The 15,310-nt window shown below is 74.0% G+C and carries 11 protein-coding genes; 7 read left to right on the top strand and 4 right to left on the bottom strand.

The window, feature by feature from the left end:
• Positions 1-473: 473 nt before the first annotated feature.
• Together ACYP53_RS37260 and ACYP53_RS37255 are read right to left on the bottom strand one after the other, a co-directional pair.
• The gene (locus ACYP53_RS37260; protein ID WP_459650968.1) at positions 474-1,640 is read right to left on the bottom strand and encodes a polysaccharide deacetylase family protein; all 1,167 of its coding nucleotides are present in this window, start codon (positions 1,638-1,640) and stop codon (positions 474-476) included.
• A 285-nt stretch (positions 1,641-1,925) separates the two neighbouring features.
• Positions 1,926-3,752 carry an AMP-dependent synthetase/ligase gene (locus tag ACYP53_RS37255; protein WP_459650654.1) on the bottom strand — a complete coding sequence of 609 codons (1,827 nt, stop codon included), beginning with the start codon at positions 3,750-3,752 and terminating at the stop codon, positions 1,926-1,928.
• Between the two features lie 609 nt (positions 3,753-4,361).
• Between ACYP53_RS37255 and ACYP53_RS37250 the strand changes: the two genes are divergently transcribed.
• The 6 genes from ACYP53_RS37250 (at position 4,362) to ACYP53_RS37225 (ending at position 11,264) form a co-directional block, all read left to right on the top strand.
• Positions 4,362-7,607 carry a sensor histidine kinase gene (locus ACYP53_RS37250; protein WP_459650653.1) on the top strand — a complete coding sequence of 1,082 codons (3,246 nt, stop codon included), beginning with the start codon at positions 4,362-4,364 and terminating at the stop codon, positions 7,605-7,607.
• A complete protein-coding gene (locus ACYP53_RS37245) occupies positions 7,604-8,023 on the top strand; it encodes a roadblock/LC7 domain-containing protein (RefSeq protein ID WP_189913765.1) in 420 nt (139 codons plus the stop codon). The genes ACYP53_RS37250 and ACYP53_RS37245 overlap by 4 nt, the downstream gene beginning before the upstream one ends.
• Before the next feature lie 182 nt (positions 8,024-8,205).
• Positions 8,206-8,673 carry a DUF742 domain-containing protein gene (locus tag ACYP53_RS37240; RefSeq protein WP_459650967.1) on the top strand — a complete coding sequence of 156 codons (468 nt, stop codon included), beginning with the start codon at positions 8,206-8,208 and terminating at the stop codon, positions 8,671-8,673.
• Between the two features lie 67 nt (positions 8,674-8,740).
• Entirely contained in the window at positions 8,741-9,289 is a 549-nt protein-coding gene (locus ACYP53_RS37235) for a GTP-binding protein (protein WP_229928350.1), read from the top strand.
• A gap of 397 nt (positions 9,290-9,686) precedes the next feature.
• Positions 9,687-9,830 carry a hypothetical protein gene (locus ACYP53_RS37230; RefSeq protein ID WP_189913763.1) on the top strand — a complete coding sequence of 48 codons (144 nt, stop codon included), beginning with the start codon at positions 9,687-9,689 and terminating at the stop codon, positions 9,828-9,830.
• Between the two features lie 693 nt (positions 9,831-10,523).
• Complete coding sequence (locus ACYP53_RS37225; RefSeq protein ID WP_459650966.1) at positions 10,524-11,264, top strand: winged helix-turn-helix domain-containing protein; 741 nt, start codon at positions 10,524-10,526, stop codon at positions 11,262-11,264.
• Between the two features lie 110 nt (positions 11,265-11,374).
• Here the strand turns inward: ACYP53_RS37225 and ACYP53_RS37220 are convergent, their stop codons facing one another.
• Positions 11,375-12,157 carry an IclR family transcriptional regulator gene (locus tag ACYP53_RS37220; protein ID WP_459650652.1) on the bottom strand — a complete coding sequence of 261 codons (783 nt, stop codon included), beginning with the start codon at positions 12,155-12,157 and terminating at the stop codon, positions 11,375-11,377.
• A gap of 673 nt (positions 12,158-12,830) precedes the next feature.
• Positions 12,831-13,823, bottom strand: a complete 993-nt coding sequence (locus tag ACYP53_RS37215; RefSeq protein ID WP_459650651.1) for an aldo/keto reductase — start codon at positions 13,821-13,823, stop codon at positions 12,831-12,833.
• Positions 13,824-14,263: 440 nt separating this feature from the next.
• On the opposite strand from ACYP53_RS37215, the gene ACYP53_RS37210 reads away from it, so the two are divergent.
• Positions 14,264-15,283: an LLM class flavin-dependent oxidoreductase gene (locus tag ACYP53_RS37210; protein WP_459650650.1), complete on the top strand. Its 1,020-nt coding sequence runs from the start codon at positions 14,264-14,266 to the stop codon at positions 15,281-15,283.
• Positions 15,284-15,310: the final 27 nt, after the last annotated feature.

Raw genomic sequence — 15,310 nt, 5'->3', positions numbered from 1 at the left:
GGCATGGGGGAGTCGCGGCCACACGCGGTGACAGTCAGGGATGGCACATCGCGCACGCGGACACCGCGGGTGACCGCCTGGCGTCAGATCAGGGAAGCGGAGAGAGTGCTCATCGCGCATCGTCCCTTCGGAAAGGTGCTCGCTCGGCCGCCGGCCGGCCCACTGCTCTGTGGCCGGCGCCGCGCTGCACGCCCCCATTAGAGCCACGCCGCGGACGGGCTGTCAACGCGCGCGATCACGCACCACCGGAGAGGGACGGGGAAGGCCTTGGGCCGTGGGGTCGACCTCGGCGATGACGCCGGGCGGACCGCCACCCCCGCCTCCCCGGCCTGGCGCGCCGCCGGGCTGACGGTAAGTACGCTCGCCTGGCGGCGGAACCTGCCTGAGAGCGCCCGGGGAACGGCGACGCGCCGCCGCTCCCCCCGGAGGCGGCGGCGCGTCGGGTCTGTGACGGCCGGTGGCGGTGGCGCGGGTCAGCGCAGGTAGTCGACCAGGCCGGCCGGCTTGAGGCCCGCGGCGTCGGCGGCCGCCAGTGCGCGCTGGAGGTCGGCGGCCACGGTGTCGCTCCAGTGCATGATGATGACATCGCCCGGCTGCAGCAGGCCCGGGTGCCAGATGTTGCCGGCGCCCCAGCTGAAGTCGGCGTCGGCGGTGAGCACGGTACGGATGCCGCAGTTGGCGGCGGCCTGCAGGGTGTCGGCGTTCCAGGCGAAGAACGGCGGGCGGAAGACGACCGGCGCGGTGCCGAAGAGGCGGGTCATGGTGTCGCGGGCGTCGCAGATCTCGACCTGCTGCTGGTCCAGTGGGAGCTTGCTGAGGTCGGAGTGCGAGACCGAGTGGTCCTGGACGGACGAGCCGGGCACGGCGGTGACCCGCTTGAAGAAGGACGGGTCGGTGCCGGCGGGCATCGGCAGCGGGAACGTGGTGATCGGCAGCCGGTGGTCGGCGATGAACTGCTCGGCCTCGGGGGAGCGCTGCCAGCCGTCGTCCACGGTGAGGAAGACGACCTTGTCGGTGGTCGGGATCGAGCTCGCCGCCACCGCCGGGGCGGGTGCGGGGCCGTCGACCCGGACGTCGTCCACCGAGAAGGGGCCCTGCTGGTACCAGCCGTGCACGTACAGCCGGATGCTGTGCGCCTTCGGGCCGGTGGTGAAGCGGGTGGTGAGCCGCTGCCAGCCGCCGCCGGTGCTCTCCGTCCAGGCGGGCGGGAGGTCCCTGCCGGTGCCGGTGGCGCCGAGGTGGACGAAGTTGCCGCGCACCCAGGCGGAGGCGGTGTAGGTGGTGTCGGGCTGGACGGCGACGGTCTGGGCGCACTCGCCGGAGGAGTCGGCGGTCGCCGGGGTGACGGTCAGCGCGGAGGCGCCGGAGTGCGGGGCGGTGGTGGTGACGGCCGCTTCGGCCGGGCCGCCGGTGCAGGTCCAGCCGGGGATGCTGCCCCAGTCGGCGAGGTTCGGGGCGGGCAGCTCGAACCCGGGGTTGGTCGCCAGGTTGACGGCCGGGGCGCTCGGGGTGCTCGGGGTGCTCTGGGCGCTCGGCGCTCCCGCGGCTCCCGGGGTGTTCGGTACGGCGGACGCCGCCGGCACGGCGACGGCGGTGAGCAGCGCGACGGCAGCGGCCAGCGCGGACAGGCGCGTGGACATCGACACGTGAGGACTCCAGCGTGTGGGGGAGACGCCCGTGGGGAGGGCGTGGGCGGAGGGCGTGAACAGAGGGGTGGGTGGTGCGCCGCACTCGGACCGAAGAGAAACAATGGACTGGACCAATCGGCCCGTCAAGGGAACGGCAGGTGAACCCGCCCGGCCACCGCGCCGGTGCCGTAAGGGACAAGACGGACCGTCAAAGCCCTTACCGGACATCCTGCTCAGGAGCTCAGGAGCTCAGGAGCTCACGACCTCAGGAGCTCAGCTGCTCAAGAGAGGCAGGGCTCACGAGCGGTAGAGCTCCTCGACGTCCTCCGCGTAGTACTCCGCCACGGCCGCCCGCCGCAGCTTGAGCGACGGGGTCAGCAGCCCCTGCTCCTGGCTGAACTCGCGTGGCAGCAGCCGGAACGCGCGGATCGACTCGGCCCGTGACACCGCCGTGTTGGCCGCCGCCACCGCGCGCTGGATCTCTCCGTGCAGGTCCTCGTCGGCGAGCACCGCCCACGCTTCCAGCTGTTCCCGTCCGTGGCTCTTCAGCCAGTGCGCGAGGGCCGCCGGGTCGAGCGTGATCAGTGCGGCCACGTACGGGCGGTCGTCGCCCACCACCAGGCACTGGGAGACGAGCGGATGCGCCTCGACCCGTTCCTCCAGGGCCGCCGGGGCGAGGTTCTTGCCGCTGCTGGTGACGATCAGGTCCTTCTTGCGGCCGATGATGGTGAGGTAGCCGTCCTCGTCCAGCCGGCCCAGGTCGCCGGTCGCGAACCAGCCGTCGACCAGCGAATCGGCGGTGCACTGCGGATGGTTGAGGTAGCCGCCGAAGACCGAGGCGCCGCGCACCCACACCTCCTCGTCGTCGGCGATCGCCACCGAGGCGCCCGGCACCGGCTGCCCGACGGTGCCGAGCTTCTGCCGCGCGGTCGGGTTGGCGGTGATCGCGGCGGAGGTCTCGGTCAGTCCGTACCCCTCGTACAGCTGGAGGCCGGCGCCGGTGAAGAACAGTCCCAGCTCGCGCCGGAGCGAGGAGCCGCCGCACATCACGCTGCGCACTCGGCCGCCGAGCACCGCGCGCAGCTTCGGGTAGACGGTCCGCTCGTACGCCAGGTGGCGCAGCCGCAGTCCGGCGCCCGGTCCGGGGCCGCGTCCGAAGGACTTCTGCTCCCGGGCGGCGGCCCAGTCGACGGCCACCTGCCGCGCCTGCTCGAAGAGTTCGCCGCGCCCGGCGTCCTCGGCGGCGCGCCGGGCCTGCTGGTAGATCTTCTCGAAGACGTACGGGACGGCGTGCAGGAAGGTCGGCCGGAAGCTCTCAAGTGCGGGCAGCAGCGCGGCGGTGGAGACCTCGGGGAGGTGGCCGATCCGGAAGCCGCCGCGGACCGCCGCGATCTGCACGGCCCGCCCGTAGACGTGGGCGAGCGGTAGGAACAGCAGGGTGCCGGGCTGGCTGCCGCCGGTGTCGCGCAGGACCTCGCCCCAGCCGGCGAGCAGGGCGTCGGCCTCGGAGGCCAGGTTGCCGTGGGTGATCAGGCAGCCCTTGGGGCGGCCGGTGGTCCCCGAGGTGTAGACGACGGTGGCGACGTTCTGGGCGCCGACGCCGAGCCGCTGGCGGTGCACCAGGGAGTCGGGCACGTCGCGGCCGTCCTCGGTGATCGCGGCGACGCAGTCCCGGTCCAGCTGCCAGATGCCGGTGAGGTCGGGCAGCGCGTCGCAGACCGCGCCGACGGTCATCGCGGCGTCCTCGTCCTCGACCAGGCAGGCCACCGCCTGGGTCTCGGCGAGGATCCAGCGCACCTGCTCGGGGGCGGCGGTGGGGTAGACCGGGACGGTGATCGCGCCGATCGACCAGAGCGCGTAGTCGAAGAGCGTCCACTCGTAGCGGGTGCGGGACATCAGGGCGACCCGGTCGCCGTAGCGCACCCCGTGGGTGAGCAGGCCCTTGGCCAGTGCGAGCACCTGGTTCCTGAACTCCCGGGCGGTGACGTCCCGCCACCGTCCGTCGCCGGTCCGCCGGGACACCTGGACCAGCTCGGGGGTGCGTTCGGCGGTGTCGTACAGGGAGTCGGCGAGTCCTCCGGTGGCCTCGGGCACACCCGGGGCGGGGGTGGTGAACTCGCGCACAGTCCTCCCCAGTTCCGCTTCTCCCCGGCGCCGCCTGTGGGTCCGGCCCGCCCGCCCTCCGGCCGCCGGGGCGGCGGCGCCCGGTGGTACGGGTGGAGCGAAACTATCGGATCGTTCCGGCACTGCCCAGGGTTGTGACGGTGACGCGACGAGATCGGCACGGGTCCGCTCGGACGGTGCCGTGGTCGGGGAGGCCGGAGGGAGGCGAGGGGGAGGCGAGGGGAAGGAGCGGGGGAGGAGCGGCGGAGGACTCAGGGAAGACCCAGGAAGGACTCAGAGAAGACCGAGGGAGGTCCCGGGGGCAGGGGCGGCGGTCGGCGCGGAGGTGCGGAGCGTCCGGAAAATCCGGATGTCTGCGGATGTTCCGGGCGCGAAGCGGACATGATCGCGACCGGTTTCTGACGTGTGCGGGGCAAGGTGCGGAAGCGGACCCGTTCGACCCTCGAACGAGTGGTCAGGGCGTAGTAGAGTCGCGCAGACCCGTGGCCGGGAGCCCACCGAATCCCTCCTCATCGTCCCCCGCCGAGCCCCGCCCCTCCCGCCACGCCCACCGCTTCCACGGCCCCCACCCTCCCCGTCCGCGCCTGGCACTTCCCGACCGAGGACTCCATGCGTCTGCGCAGCAGCTCGATCCGCGCGAAGATCATCGCGCTGCTCCTGGTGCCCATCGTCGCCCTCACCGCCCTGTGGGTGTACGCGACGATCGCCACCACCGGGGACGTCTGGAACCAGCTGGGGATCAGCCGCACCTACAAGGAGTTCGCGGGCCCGGTCGACCAGTACGCCGTCGACCTGCAGAACGAGCGCCGCGCCGCCGTCCAGCGCCTCGCCGACCCCCGCTCGCCGGTCGCCCGGGACGCCTACGAGCACGCCAAGGCCGCCACCGACCACAGCCTCGCCGTGCTGCGGCAGAAGAAGGACGGCTCGGGCGGCAAGCTCTCCACGCCCCAGCGCGGCCGCCTGGTGCAGATCATCGCCGCCGCCGACCAGCTCGGCCCGCTGCGCTCCCAGGTCGGCCGTGCCGCGCTGAACTGGGAGTTCGCGCTGGGCCAGTACAGCGACCTGGTCAAGCCGGTGTTCGGCTTCCGTTCCGCCTACGTCGCCCGGCAGACCGGCCAACTCCCGCGCCAGGGAACCATCCTGATCGAGCTGGTGCGCGCCCGCGAGTACCTGTCGCAGGAGGACGCGGCGATGGAGGGCCTGCGGGCCGGCGCCGGCAAGCCCAACGCCGAGCAGTACCAGGTCGCGCTGGACGCCCTGCACAACCAGCAGGCGCTGTTCACCGTCTACATCGCCGAGCTCGATCCCGCCGACCAGTCCGACTACATCGCTCTGCGCAGCGGCGAGGCCTGGGGCGCGCTGGCCCGCGCCGAGGCGGACTTCGTCGGCGCCGGCGGCCCCGACCGGGTGGTCCAGGCGCTCAACACCGACTCCTGGCGGGAGACCGCCGACCGGGCGCTCGGCGACCTCACCTCCATCAACAACCGGATCGCCACCGGACTGGACGAGCGTGCCCGGTCCACGGCGATCGGGATGCTCTGGCGCGGCGGCATCGCCGGTGCGATCGGCCTCGTCGCGATCGTGCTGACGATCATGATCTCGTTCCGGATCGGGCGCGGCCTGGCCCGCGAGCTGATCGGCCTGCGCAACGCGGCCAACGAGCTGGCCGGCACCCGGCTGCCCTCCGTCATGCTGCGGCTGCGCCGCGGCGAACCGGTGGACGTGGCCACCGAGGCGCCCGAACTGCACTTCGGCGACGCCGAGATCGGGCAGGTCGGCCAGGCCTTCAACGCGGTGCAGCGGGCCGCCGTCGAGGCCGCCGTCGAACAGGCCGACCTGCGGCGCGGCGTCTCGGCCGTCTTCGTCAACCTGGCCCGGCGCAGCCAGGTGCTGCTGCACCGCCAGCTCACCCTGCTCGACACCATGGAGCGCCGCACCGAGGACCCGGCGGAGCTGGAGGACCTCTTCAAGGTCGACCACCTCACCACCCGCATGCGCCGGCACGCCGAGGGCCTGATCATCCTGGCCGGCGGCTCGCCCGGGCGCGCCTGGCGCAAGCCGGTCCGGATGGTCGACGTGGTCCGGGCGGCGGTCGGCGAGGTCGAGGACTACGCCCGGGTGACCGTCCGGCCCTTCCCCGGCACCGGCCTGCTCGGCAGCGCCGTCGCGGACGTCACCCACCTGGTCGCCGAACTCGTCGAGAACGCCGCGGTGTTCTCCCCGCCGAGCACCCATGTCACCGTCCAGGGCGAGGTGGTGGCGCACGGCTTCGCGCTGGAGATCGACGACCGCGGGCTCGGCCTGAGCGAGCAGCTGCTCGCCGAGATCAACGAACGCCTTGCCGTGGAGCAGGAGTTCGACCTCGCCGACACCGACCGGCTGGGCCTGTTCGTGGTCAGCCGGCTGGCCCGGCGGCACGGCATCCGGGTCCACCTGCGGCCGTCCCCGTACGGGGGGACGACGGCGGTGGTGCTGATCCCGCGTGAGCTGCTCGCCGAGGCCTCGGACGGGGCGCCGGAGCCGGTCGCGGCCGGGCGGCGGCCGGCGGGCGGCGGCCGGCGCGGGCAGCGCGACCTGGTCGCGGTGCCGGGGTCGAGGGCGGCGTCGGGGTCGGGGTCGGGGTCGGCGGCCGGGGCGGCGGTACGGTCATCGGCCGGATCGTCCGCGGGGGCGTCCGGCGGTTCCCCGTCGAGCGCGTCGTCCGAGGCCGGCACGGGCGGCCGGCACCGGGTGACGGGCGGGCCGCGCCCCTCCGCTCCCGAGGCGGGGCGTACGGCGGGCGGTCTGCCGCGTCGGGCCTCCCGGGTCAAGAGCGGGCCGGTCCTGGTCCCCGTACCCGGGGCGGACGCCGAGGAGGCCCCGGGCAGGGGGCGGCACCGGCGGGAGGACGTGGTGGTGGCCGCCGCCGAAGAGGCCGTCGCGGCTGCCGAGGCGGCCGCCGGCGATGCCTCCGCCGGCGCGCGGACGGCCGGTGGTGCTGTCGGGGCTTCCACGGCGGCCGGGGCTCCGTCGGCGGACACCGCGCCGCGGACGGCGGGCGGTCTGCCGCGCCGGGTCCGGCAGGCGAACCTGGCGCCGCAGCTCAGGGAGCAGCGTACGGAACAGCTGAAGGAACGGTTCCGCAGTGCGGGCGGAGCCGAGGACCGGGCCGGGGACGGAGCCGGGGAGCGCTCGGCCGGGGGCGTGTGGACCGACCGGGGCTCCCAGGAGGCCCGCGAGGCGCGGGAGCGTTCGCCCGAGGAGGCCCGGGCGGCCTTCGCCTCGTTCCAGCGCGGCTTCACCCGGGGGCGCGTCGCCATCGCCTCCGGGGGCCTCACCGGTGTCGCCAGGGACGGCGACGGCGCGCCGAAGGACGGCGAGGGCACCTCGAAGGGGCGGGGCGGCGCCTCGAAGGGCCGCGACGGCTCCTCGCAGGGGCGGGACGGCGCGTCGAAGGGGCGCGCGGGTTCGCCGCGCGACCGGGTCGCGGTCGTGCCGGCCTGGCAGCCGCCGAACCCGTCCCTCCGGGCGATCAGCCCGGCCCCCTCCCCGGCGGCGCTGCCCGCGCCCTCGGACACCGGACGGGCACCGCTCGCCCGCTGGGTGCCGCCCGCGCCGCCGGTCGGTCGCGGCCCGGGCCCCGGAACACCCGTACCGCCGGCGGCACCCGCCGGATCCGGTACACCGACTTCACCCTCACCGATCGCACCACCCGCACCACCCGCAGGATCCGCACCAATCGCGGCAACCGCACGGCCCGTACGACCGGTACCACCTGTGCGACCCGTGTCACCCGCAGCACCCTCATCACCCGCTGCACCCGTACCACCCGCATCACCTGCACCACCCGCTCCAGCGGAAGGAACTGATTCATGACCACTTCGACGCAGCCGCCCGGGGACCTCAACTGGCTCCTGGACGACCTGGTGGGGCGCGTCGCCGCCCTGCGGCACGCGGTGATCCTGTCCAGCGACGGCCTGGCCACCGGGGCCTCCGGCGACCTCGACCGCGAGGACGCCGAGCACCTGGCCGCCGTCGCGGCCGGGTTCCACAGCCTGGCCAAGGGGGCCGGCGGGCACTTCAAGGTCGGCGGCGTCCGGCAGACCATGGTCGAGCTGGACGAGGCCTTCCTCTTCATCACGGCCGCCGGCGACGGCAGCTGCCTGGCCGTGCTGAGCGACGCCGAGGCCGACATCGGCCAGATCGCCTACGAGATGGCCCTGCTGGTCAAGCGGGTCGGCGAGCACATGGCCGCCGAGCCGCGCACCGAAACCGCCCCGCCGGGGAGATGAGCGGGCCCATGGCGGATCCGAAGACGGACGCGCCGGACGGCCCGGAGGTGCCGGTGGGCACCGACGGGCCGGTCGGCGCGGGGGCGTCGGAGGCGGCGGGCCCGGCGGCGGACGCGAGCGCGTCATCCGGCGCGGCCGCGTCTCAGGATGTGGGAATCCCGGCGGACACCGACCCGGCGGGCATGGCGGACCCGGCGGACACTGACCTGCCGGCCCCGGCGGACCCGGACGGACCCGAGGTGGACCTGTTCCAGGCCCGTACCCCGGCCGACGACCGCTGGTTCGACGACGAGGCCGGCCCGGTGGTGCGGCTCTACTCGATGACCCGCGGCCGCACCCGGCCGGTCGAGGAGGGGCTGTTCGACCTGATCTCGCTGGTCGTCGCCGTCGAGCCCGGGCCGGCCGCGGGGGCCGTGCCCGCGCACGTCCTCGACCCGGAACACCAGACACTGCTCGCCCTGTGCCGCCGCGAACCGCTCTCCGTCGCCGAACTCGGCTCCTTCACCGACCTGCCGGTCAGCGTGGTGCGGGTGCTGCTCGGCGACCTCTACGACGCCGACCTGATCAGCGTCACCCGACCCGTTCCGCTCGCCGAGCTGCCGGACGAGCGCCTGTTGCGAGACGTGATCAATGGACTCCGTGCGCTCTGACCACCACCCCCGCCCGGCCGGCGGCAGTCCGAACGACCCGCGGTGGCGTGGCGGTCCGGCCGCCGCGGTGAAGATCCTGGTCGCGGGCGGCTTCGGCGCGGGCAAGACCACCCTGGTCGGCTCGGTCAGCGAGATCCGCCCGCTGCGCACCGAGGAGGAGCTCAGCGAGCTGGGCCGCCCGCTGGACGACACCTCGGGCGTCGAGACCAAGCGCACCACCACGGTGGCGATGGACTTCGGCCGGATCGACCTGCGGCCCGGCCTCGCGCTCTACCTCTTCGGCACCCCCGGGCAGGACCGGTTCTGGTTCGTCTGGGACGAGTTGGCGCGCGGCGCGCTCGGCGCCCTGGTCCTCGCCGACACCCGGCGGCTGGCCGACTGCTTCCCGTCGGTCGACTTCTTCGAGCAGCGCGGCATCCCGTTCGTGGTCGCGGTGAACTGCTTCGAGGGCACCGACCGGTTCTCGCCGGACGAGGTGCGGGACGCGCTCGACCTCGACCCGGGCGTCCCGGTGCTGCTCTGCGACGCGCGACTGCGGGAGGACGGGAAGGACCTGCTCGTCGCGCTGGTCGAGCACGCCGCGGCGCGGCGCCAGCGCACTCCCGTCCGCACCTGACGGGCGCCCGGGAGGGCTCCTCGCCGGGCGCCCGCCAGGGCCTGCCGGGGAGCCCTCCCGGTCCGCTCCGTCCCTGGTGGAGGCCTCGGGCCGTGCTCCCGGCGGGGTCTGAGGGAGCCTCGGGCGGCGCCGCCGCCGGCGTCCCGTCCCGGCCGACGTCTCATTCGGGTGTCCGTATCCCGGACGGTCGGGACGCGGAAGGTTGCCTAGACCGCCCCGGCCGTGGAAGGCTCTGTGGACGAAGGCCGCCCGGCCATGCCGTCGGGAGCCCCGGCAACGCCTCGTTCACACGGGCGGTGCCGACCGGCGGACGGCCTTCGACGATCCGGCGAGGAACCGTCGGCACGCACCCGCAGCGGTGCGTCGCCGCGCGCAGAGCGAGGGGGAGGGCAGCAGGATGACCGTCGGCCGACGACTCATCGGCACCGCCGCGCCCGGGTCCCTCGTACCCGGCTCCGCCATCTCGGGTGCTGCCGTACCGGTGCTCACCGTCCGCCGCTACATCGACCACGCGCTGATCTGCAGCGCGTGTTGTCGCTGACCGGCCTGCCCCGTCCCGGTACGTCCCCGGCGCTCCCGGCCCACCGGCCACCGCCCGACGCACCGCTGATCCCGTCGACCAGGCCGTAGCGGACCGCCGTCCCGGCGAGCCGCGGCCGACCAACCGGACCCGCCCAGCGGAGAGACCACCAGTGAACATCGTCTGCCCCAGACCTTCCCCCGCCGTCGTCGGCCGTACTCGAACGACCGTTGCGGCCCCCATGACACGTGCGGGCGGTGGACGGGCCGGGCGGTGGAACGGGCGCGCGGTCCGCGCCGCGGACAGCCGGCGGGGTCGTCCCGACCTCGAACCGTTCTGGCCGTCCCGGCAGCCGCACCTGTTCGATCAGACGTGTCCGGGTTCGCCCAGCGCGTCCCGGCCCTCCGCCCGCTGACCCGGTTCGATCCGGTCCAGCCCCGGCAGTACGCCCGGTCGACGCGCAGACGACTCCACCCCGTCCGTCACGCGCGAAATGAGCGGCACACCATGTCTTCTTCCTCCACGGCCACCCTGCCCCTGCCCACCGCGACCCCGCACCTGCGCGCGGTCCGCTCGGTTCCGTCCGTCCCTCCCGCTTCCGGCCCGTCCGGCCCGTCGCTTCCTCCCCTTCCGTCCGGCCTGTCCGGGAGCTCCGCCGCTCCTGGTGCGCCCGGGCAGGTCAGGGGCGCGGGGCCGGCCGTCCCGCCGCCCTCGGTGGCCGACCGGTGGCCCGGTGCGGCCGCCCGTCCGCCGCACGCCGGCCCGGCCCGCCCGGCGGTCGCCCCGCCGCACGCCGGTCCGCAGCCGGGCGCGGCCCTGCCGCCGGCGCCCCAGGCACTGCTCGCCGCGCTGCCGGAGGGCGCGACCGTCGTCGCCGCCCTGCCGCAGGGCCTGCTGCCCCAGGGTCTGCTCGCCCAGTACGGTGCGCAGTTCGGCGGTGCGAGCGGGAGCCCGATGGTCGGGTACCTGGTGCTGGTGCCGGCGGAGAACCCGGCGGCGGGCCCCGGGCTGTCGGGTGCGCCGGTGTCGGCCCTCTCGGCCGTCCAGGCTGTCCCGGCCGGCTCCGCCGCTGCGCCGGGGGCCTTCGGCTCTCCCGTCGTGCTCGGCACCTCCGGCGTCCCCGGTGCGCCGGCCCCGGCGGGTGCCCGCCCGGTGCGACCGGGCGGGCGAGGCATCAGCGTCGACAGCGAGCGGCGCAACGCCTACGTCGACGGGCGGCTGCTCGACCTCACCTACCTGGAGTTCGAGCTGCTGGCCCACCTCACCGAGCACCCGCAGCGGGTGCACACCCGGGACCACCTGGTCTCCGCGGTCTGGGGCTACGGCCACGTCGGGGACGGCCGGACCGTCGACGTGCACGTGGCCCGGCTGCGCCGCAAGCTCGGCCCGACCTACCGCGACACGATCGTGACGGTCCGCCGGGTCGGCTACAAGTACACCCCGGCCGCGGTCTGATCCCTGATCCCTGGTAGACGACCGCTGACCACAGCGGCAGCCCGTCCGCACCTCCGACTGGTGTGGACGGGCCGACGCTGCAGTCATTTTGACGAGCCGTCAGAGAATTGTCAGGCGCGCTGGCCCGGCGGCAGGAGGAGGACGGCGAGGGCGTCGGCGCAACCGCGGGCGTATCCAAGGAACCAGTCCACCCGGTCGTCGGTGAGGTGCGCGGGGGTCGAACGGACCGCGAGCGCGAAGCGGGCCTGCCCGGCGACGTCCAGGACGGGGACGGCCACCGTCCGCACCCCGGCGGCCGACTCGCCGTCGTTCAACGCGTACCCGGCGGCCCGTACCCTGGCCAACTCCTCCTCCAGGAGCGCCGGTTCGGTGATCGTACGGTCGGTGAAGGAGCGCAGCGGGCCGAGCGTGGATGTCGCCGCCTCGCCCGGGCGGGGCCAGGCCAGCAGGACCTTGCCGAGCGCCGTCGAGTGCAACGGGCGGCGCAGGCTCAGCCCGGTGTCCGGGCGGACGGAGCCGCCGACCAGGATCACCGCGTGCGGGCCGCTGCGGATAGCGAGGTCCGCCGTCGCCTTGGTGCGCCGGGAGAGCACCTCCAGCTCGGGCGCGGCCAGGTGCAGTCCGCGCTGGTGGAAGCTGAGTTGGCCGAGTTCGGCGACGGCCGGGCCGAGCCGGTAGCGGACGGTCTGCTCGTCTTGCTCCAGGAATCCGGCGCTGACCAGCGTGCGGGCCAGCCGGTGTGCGGTGGAGACCGAGAGGCCCATGCGGCGGGCCAGGTCGGAGGCGCTCAGGTCGGGGCCGTTGTCGTGGAAGCAGTGCAGCAGCCCGAGCGCGCGCTGGACGGCCTGCGCACCGGCCGGCGGGCTCTGGACGGCGGTGGCGGCCTCGGCCATGACACCTCGGGTTTCTGTTCGGGACCCCGGCCGGTCCGCCGGAGGGAGTCTCAGCGTAGGGCAGCCAGTGCTTCGGGAATGTGTCGATGACGTTGCGATGGAATGGCGTTGATGATCAACTGATCCCATAACGTGGCACATTCTTGCCCCGACAGCCCGTGACCTCGCCTTCGTCGGCTGCGCGATCCCCCAACTCGTAGGAAGGGGTGGCGCTGTGACGTCCTGCCAGCGTCTGCCTCCCCGCGGGTGTTGTCGCCGACCGGCATCTCCATGCCCGCCGGTTCACCCGTTGCCCAGTGCCCACCGTGACCGGGATCGCTATCCATTCCCACATCATGGAATAGGCACAGATTTCCGGCGAGCCATGACCCTGGGTGGCCTCCGCGGCCTCCGCGGCCTCCGCGGCCTCCGCGGCCTCCGCGGCGTCCGCGGCGTCCTCGGGCTCGCCGGGCTCACCCTCGACGACGCCGAACTCGTCGACGTCCCGGCCGTCCGGGCGGCGGTCGGCCGAACTGGCCGTGCTGCGGGACGGCGCGGTGGACGCGGTGCCGGACCGCCGACGACGGACAGCGTTCAGCCGACAGATAACAGCCGACAGATGACAGAGTTCAGATTTCAGAATCTGTCAGCTGTCATCTGTCACCCGTCGGCTGTCACCCGTCCACGAGCAAGCTCAGCGGCTCAGCCGGTCGATCTCCGCCAGCTCCTCCGCCGTCAGCGGTCCTCCGGCCAGCGCGTCGAGGTTCTGGTCCAGCTGCCGCACGCTGCTGGCGCCGATGATCACCGACACGACGCGCGGGTCCCGCAGCACCCAGCTCAGCGCCAGCTGCGCCAGCGTCTGCCCGCGCCCCTCGGCGATCTTGTTCAGCGCCCGCAGCTGCTCCAGCTTCCTTTCGGTCAGCGTCTCCTCGGTCAGGAACTTCCCGACCGACATCCGCGAGCCCGTCGGTACCTCGCCGGAGAGGTAGCGGTCCGTCAGCAGCCCCTGCGCCAGCGGCGAGTAGGCGATCAGGCTGGTCCGGGTGTCGCCCACCGCGTCCAGCACGCCGCCGTCCTCGACGGACCGGTTGAGGATCGAGTACGCCGACTGGTTCATCAGCACCGGCGTGCCCAGCTCCCGCAGGATCGCCACCGCCTCCCGGTGCTGCTCCGCCGGGTAGTTGGAGATCGCGGCGTACAGCGCCCTGCCCGAGCGCACCGCGCTGTCCAGGGCCCCCATCGTCTCCTCGATGGGGGTGTCCGGGTCGTAGCGGTGCGAGTAGAAGACGTCGACGTAGTCCAGCCCCATCCGGTCCAGCGACTGGTCGAGGCTGGCCAGCAGGTACTTGCGGCTGCCACCGTTGCCGTACGGGCCGGGCCACATGTCGTAGCCGGCCTTGGTCGCGATGAACAGCTCGTCCCGGTACGGCCGGAAGTCCTGGGCGAACAGGTAGCCGAAGTTGCGCTCGGCACTGCCGTACGGCGGGCCGTAGTTGTTCGCCAGGTCGAAGTGGGTGACGCCCCGGTCGAAGGCCCGGCGGAGCACGGCCCGCTGCACCTCCAGCGGCTGGGCGTCACCGAAGTTGTGCCAGAGCCCGAGCGAGACGGCGGGCAGCTGGACGCCACTGCGCCCGGCCTTCCGGTAGGTCATGGAGGCATAGCGGTCATCCGCGGCGAGGTAGCTCATGCCGGACATCTTGCCAGCCGGACGCGTCCGGGCAAGGCCTTGCCCCGCTTCTGACCGGTGCTTATCCTCGCGGAGGACCGTGTGCGCACGAGGTGAGGGGGAGGCGTGAGGGCAGTGCTGGCCGTATCCGCGGTTCCCGCCGTCGCCGCCGTTCCCTCCGCGCCCACCTCGCCCCGCTGTTGTTGTCGCCGCCACCGCGGCACCGCGCGCTGACATCGCGCCCGGGCGTTCCGGCGCCCCGGTCCGTCAGTGACTCCGCCGGTGCCGGCCGCGCGAGCGCAGCCCCGGGCCGTCGCACCGCACCCCTGCGCTTCCGGCGGCCCACCGACGTCCGAACCTGAGCCCGAGCCCATCCGGCCCTGAGCCCATCCGGCCCCGAGCCCGGTCGGCCCCGGCTCAGTCGACCCCGAGCCCCCTCCGAGCCTTCCAAGGAGACCGCCGTGCGGTTCACCGTCTCGTCCCTCGTCGCCAACACCCCCGACCCGGTCACCGGAGTCCTGCGCACCCCACGGCAGAAGCTGCAGAGCGTCATCGACCAGGCGGTCCTCGCCGAGCAACTCGGCTACGACGGCTACGGCGTGGGGGAGCGGCACGGCGAACCCTTCCTCTCCCCGGCGCCGCCCGTGCTGCTGAGCGCCATCGCCGCCCGCACCTCCACCATCCGGCTGTTCACCACGGTGACGGTGCTCAGCGTCCTCGATCCGGTCCGGGTCGCTGAGGACTACGGGATGCTCGACCAACTATCGGGTGGCCGACTTGAGTTGATCATCGGCAAGGGCAACGACCCGCGCCACTTCGGCCTGTTCGGCCTGCCCGAGGAGCGCCAGTGGGAGGCGCTCGCCAAGAACTACGAACTGCTGCGCCGGCTCTGGCGCGAGGAGAAGGTGACCTGGCGGGGGTCGACCCGCCCGCCGCTCGACGAGGCCGCCGTCTCCCCGCGCCCGCTCCAGGATCCGATCCCGGTCTGGCACGGCAGTGCCACCAGTACCCGGTCCACCGACCTCGCCGCCCGCCACGGCGACCCGCTCTTCTCCGCCAACTCCTTCCACCCGTTGGAGAAGTACCGCTCGCTGGTCGAGCACTACCGCGAGCGCTGGGCGCACTACGGGCACGACCCGAAGTCGGCCCGGGTGGGCGCGGGCTTCGGCGGGCTGTACGTCGCGAAGCGCTCGCAGGACGCCGTCGAGGGCTACCGCCCGTACTGGAACGCGCTGTTCGCCTCGGCCGCCGGCCGTCACAACAACTCGCCGTTCGGCTCGCTGGAGGATGCGCTGGAGCACGGATCGGCGCTGGTCGGCAGTCCGCAGCAGGTGGTCGAGAAGATCCACCGCTACCACGAGGCCTTCGGCAACGAGGTGGTCGGCATCGGGGTGGACGCGCTTACGGAGGGAGCGCAGCGCGAGCAACTCGAGCTGTTCGCGGCCGAGGTGGCCCCCGTGATCCGGTGCGAACTCCCGTAGTCGGCGCTCCGCCGTCCGCCCGCGCAG

This window comes from Kitasatospora sp. Ki12 (genome assembly GCF_054601375.1).
This window is presented reverse-complemented; position numbering and strand designations above follow the sequence as displayed.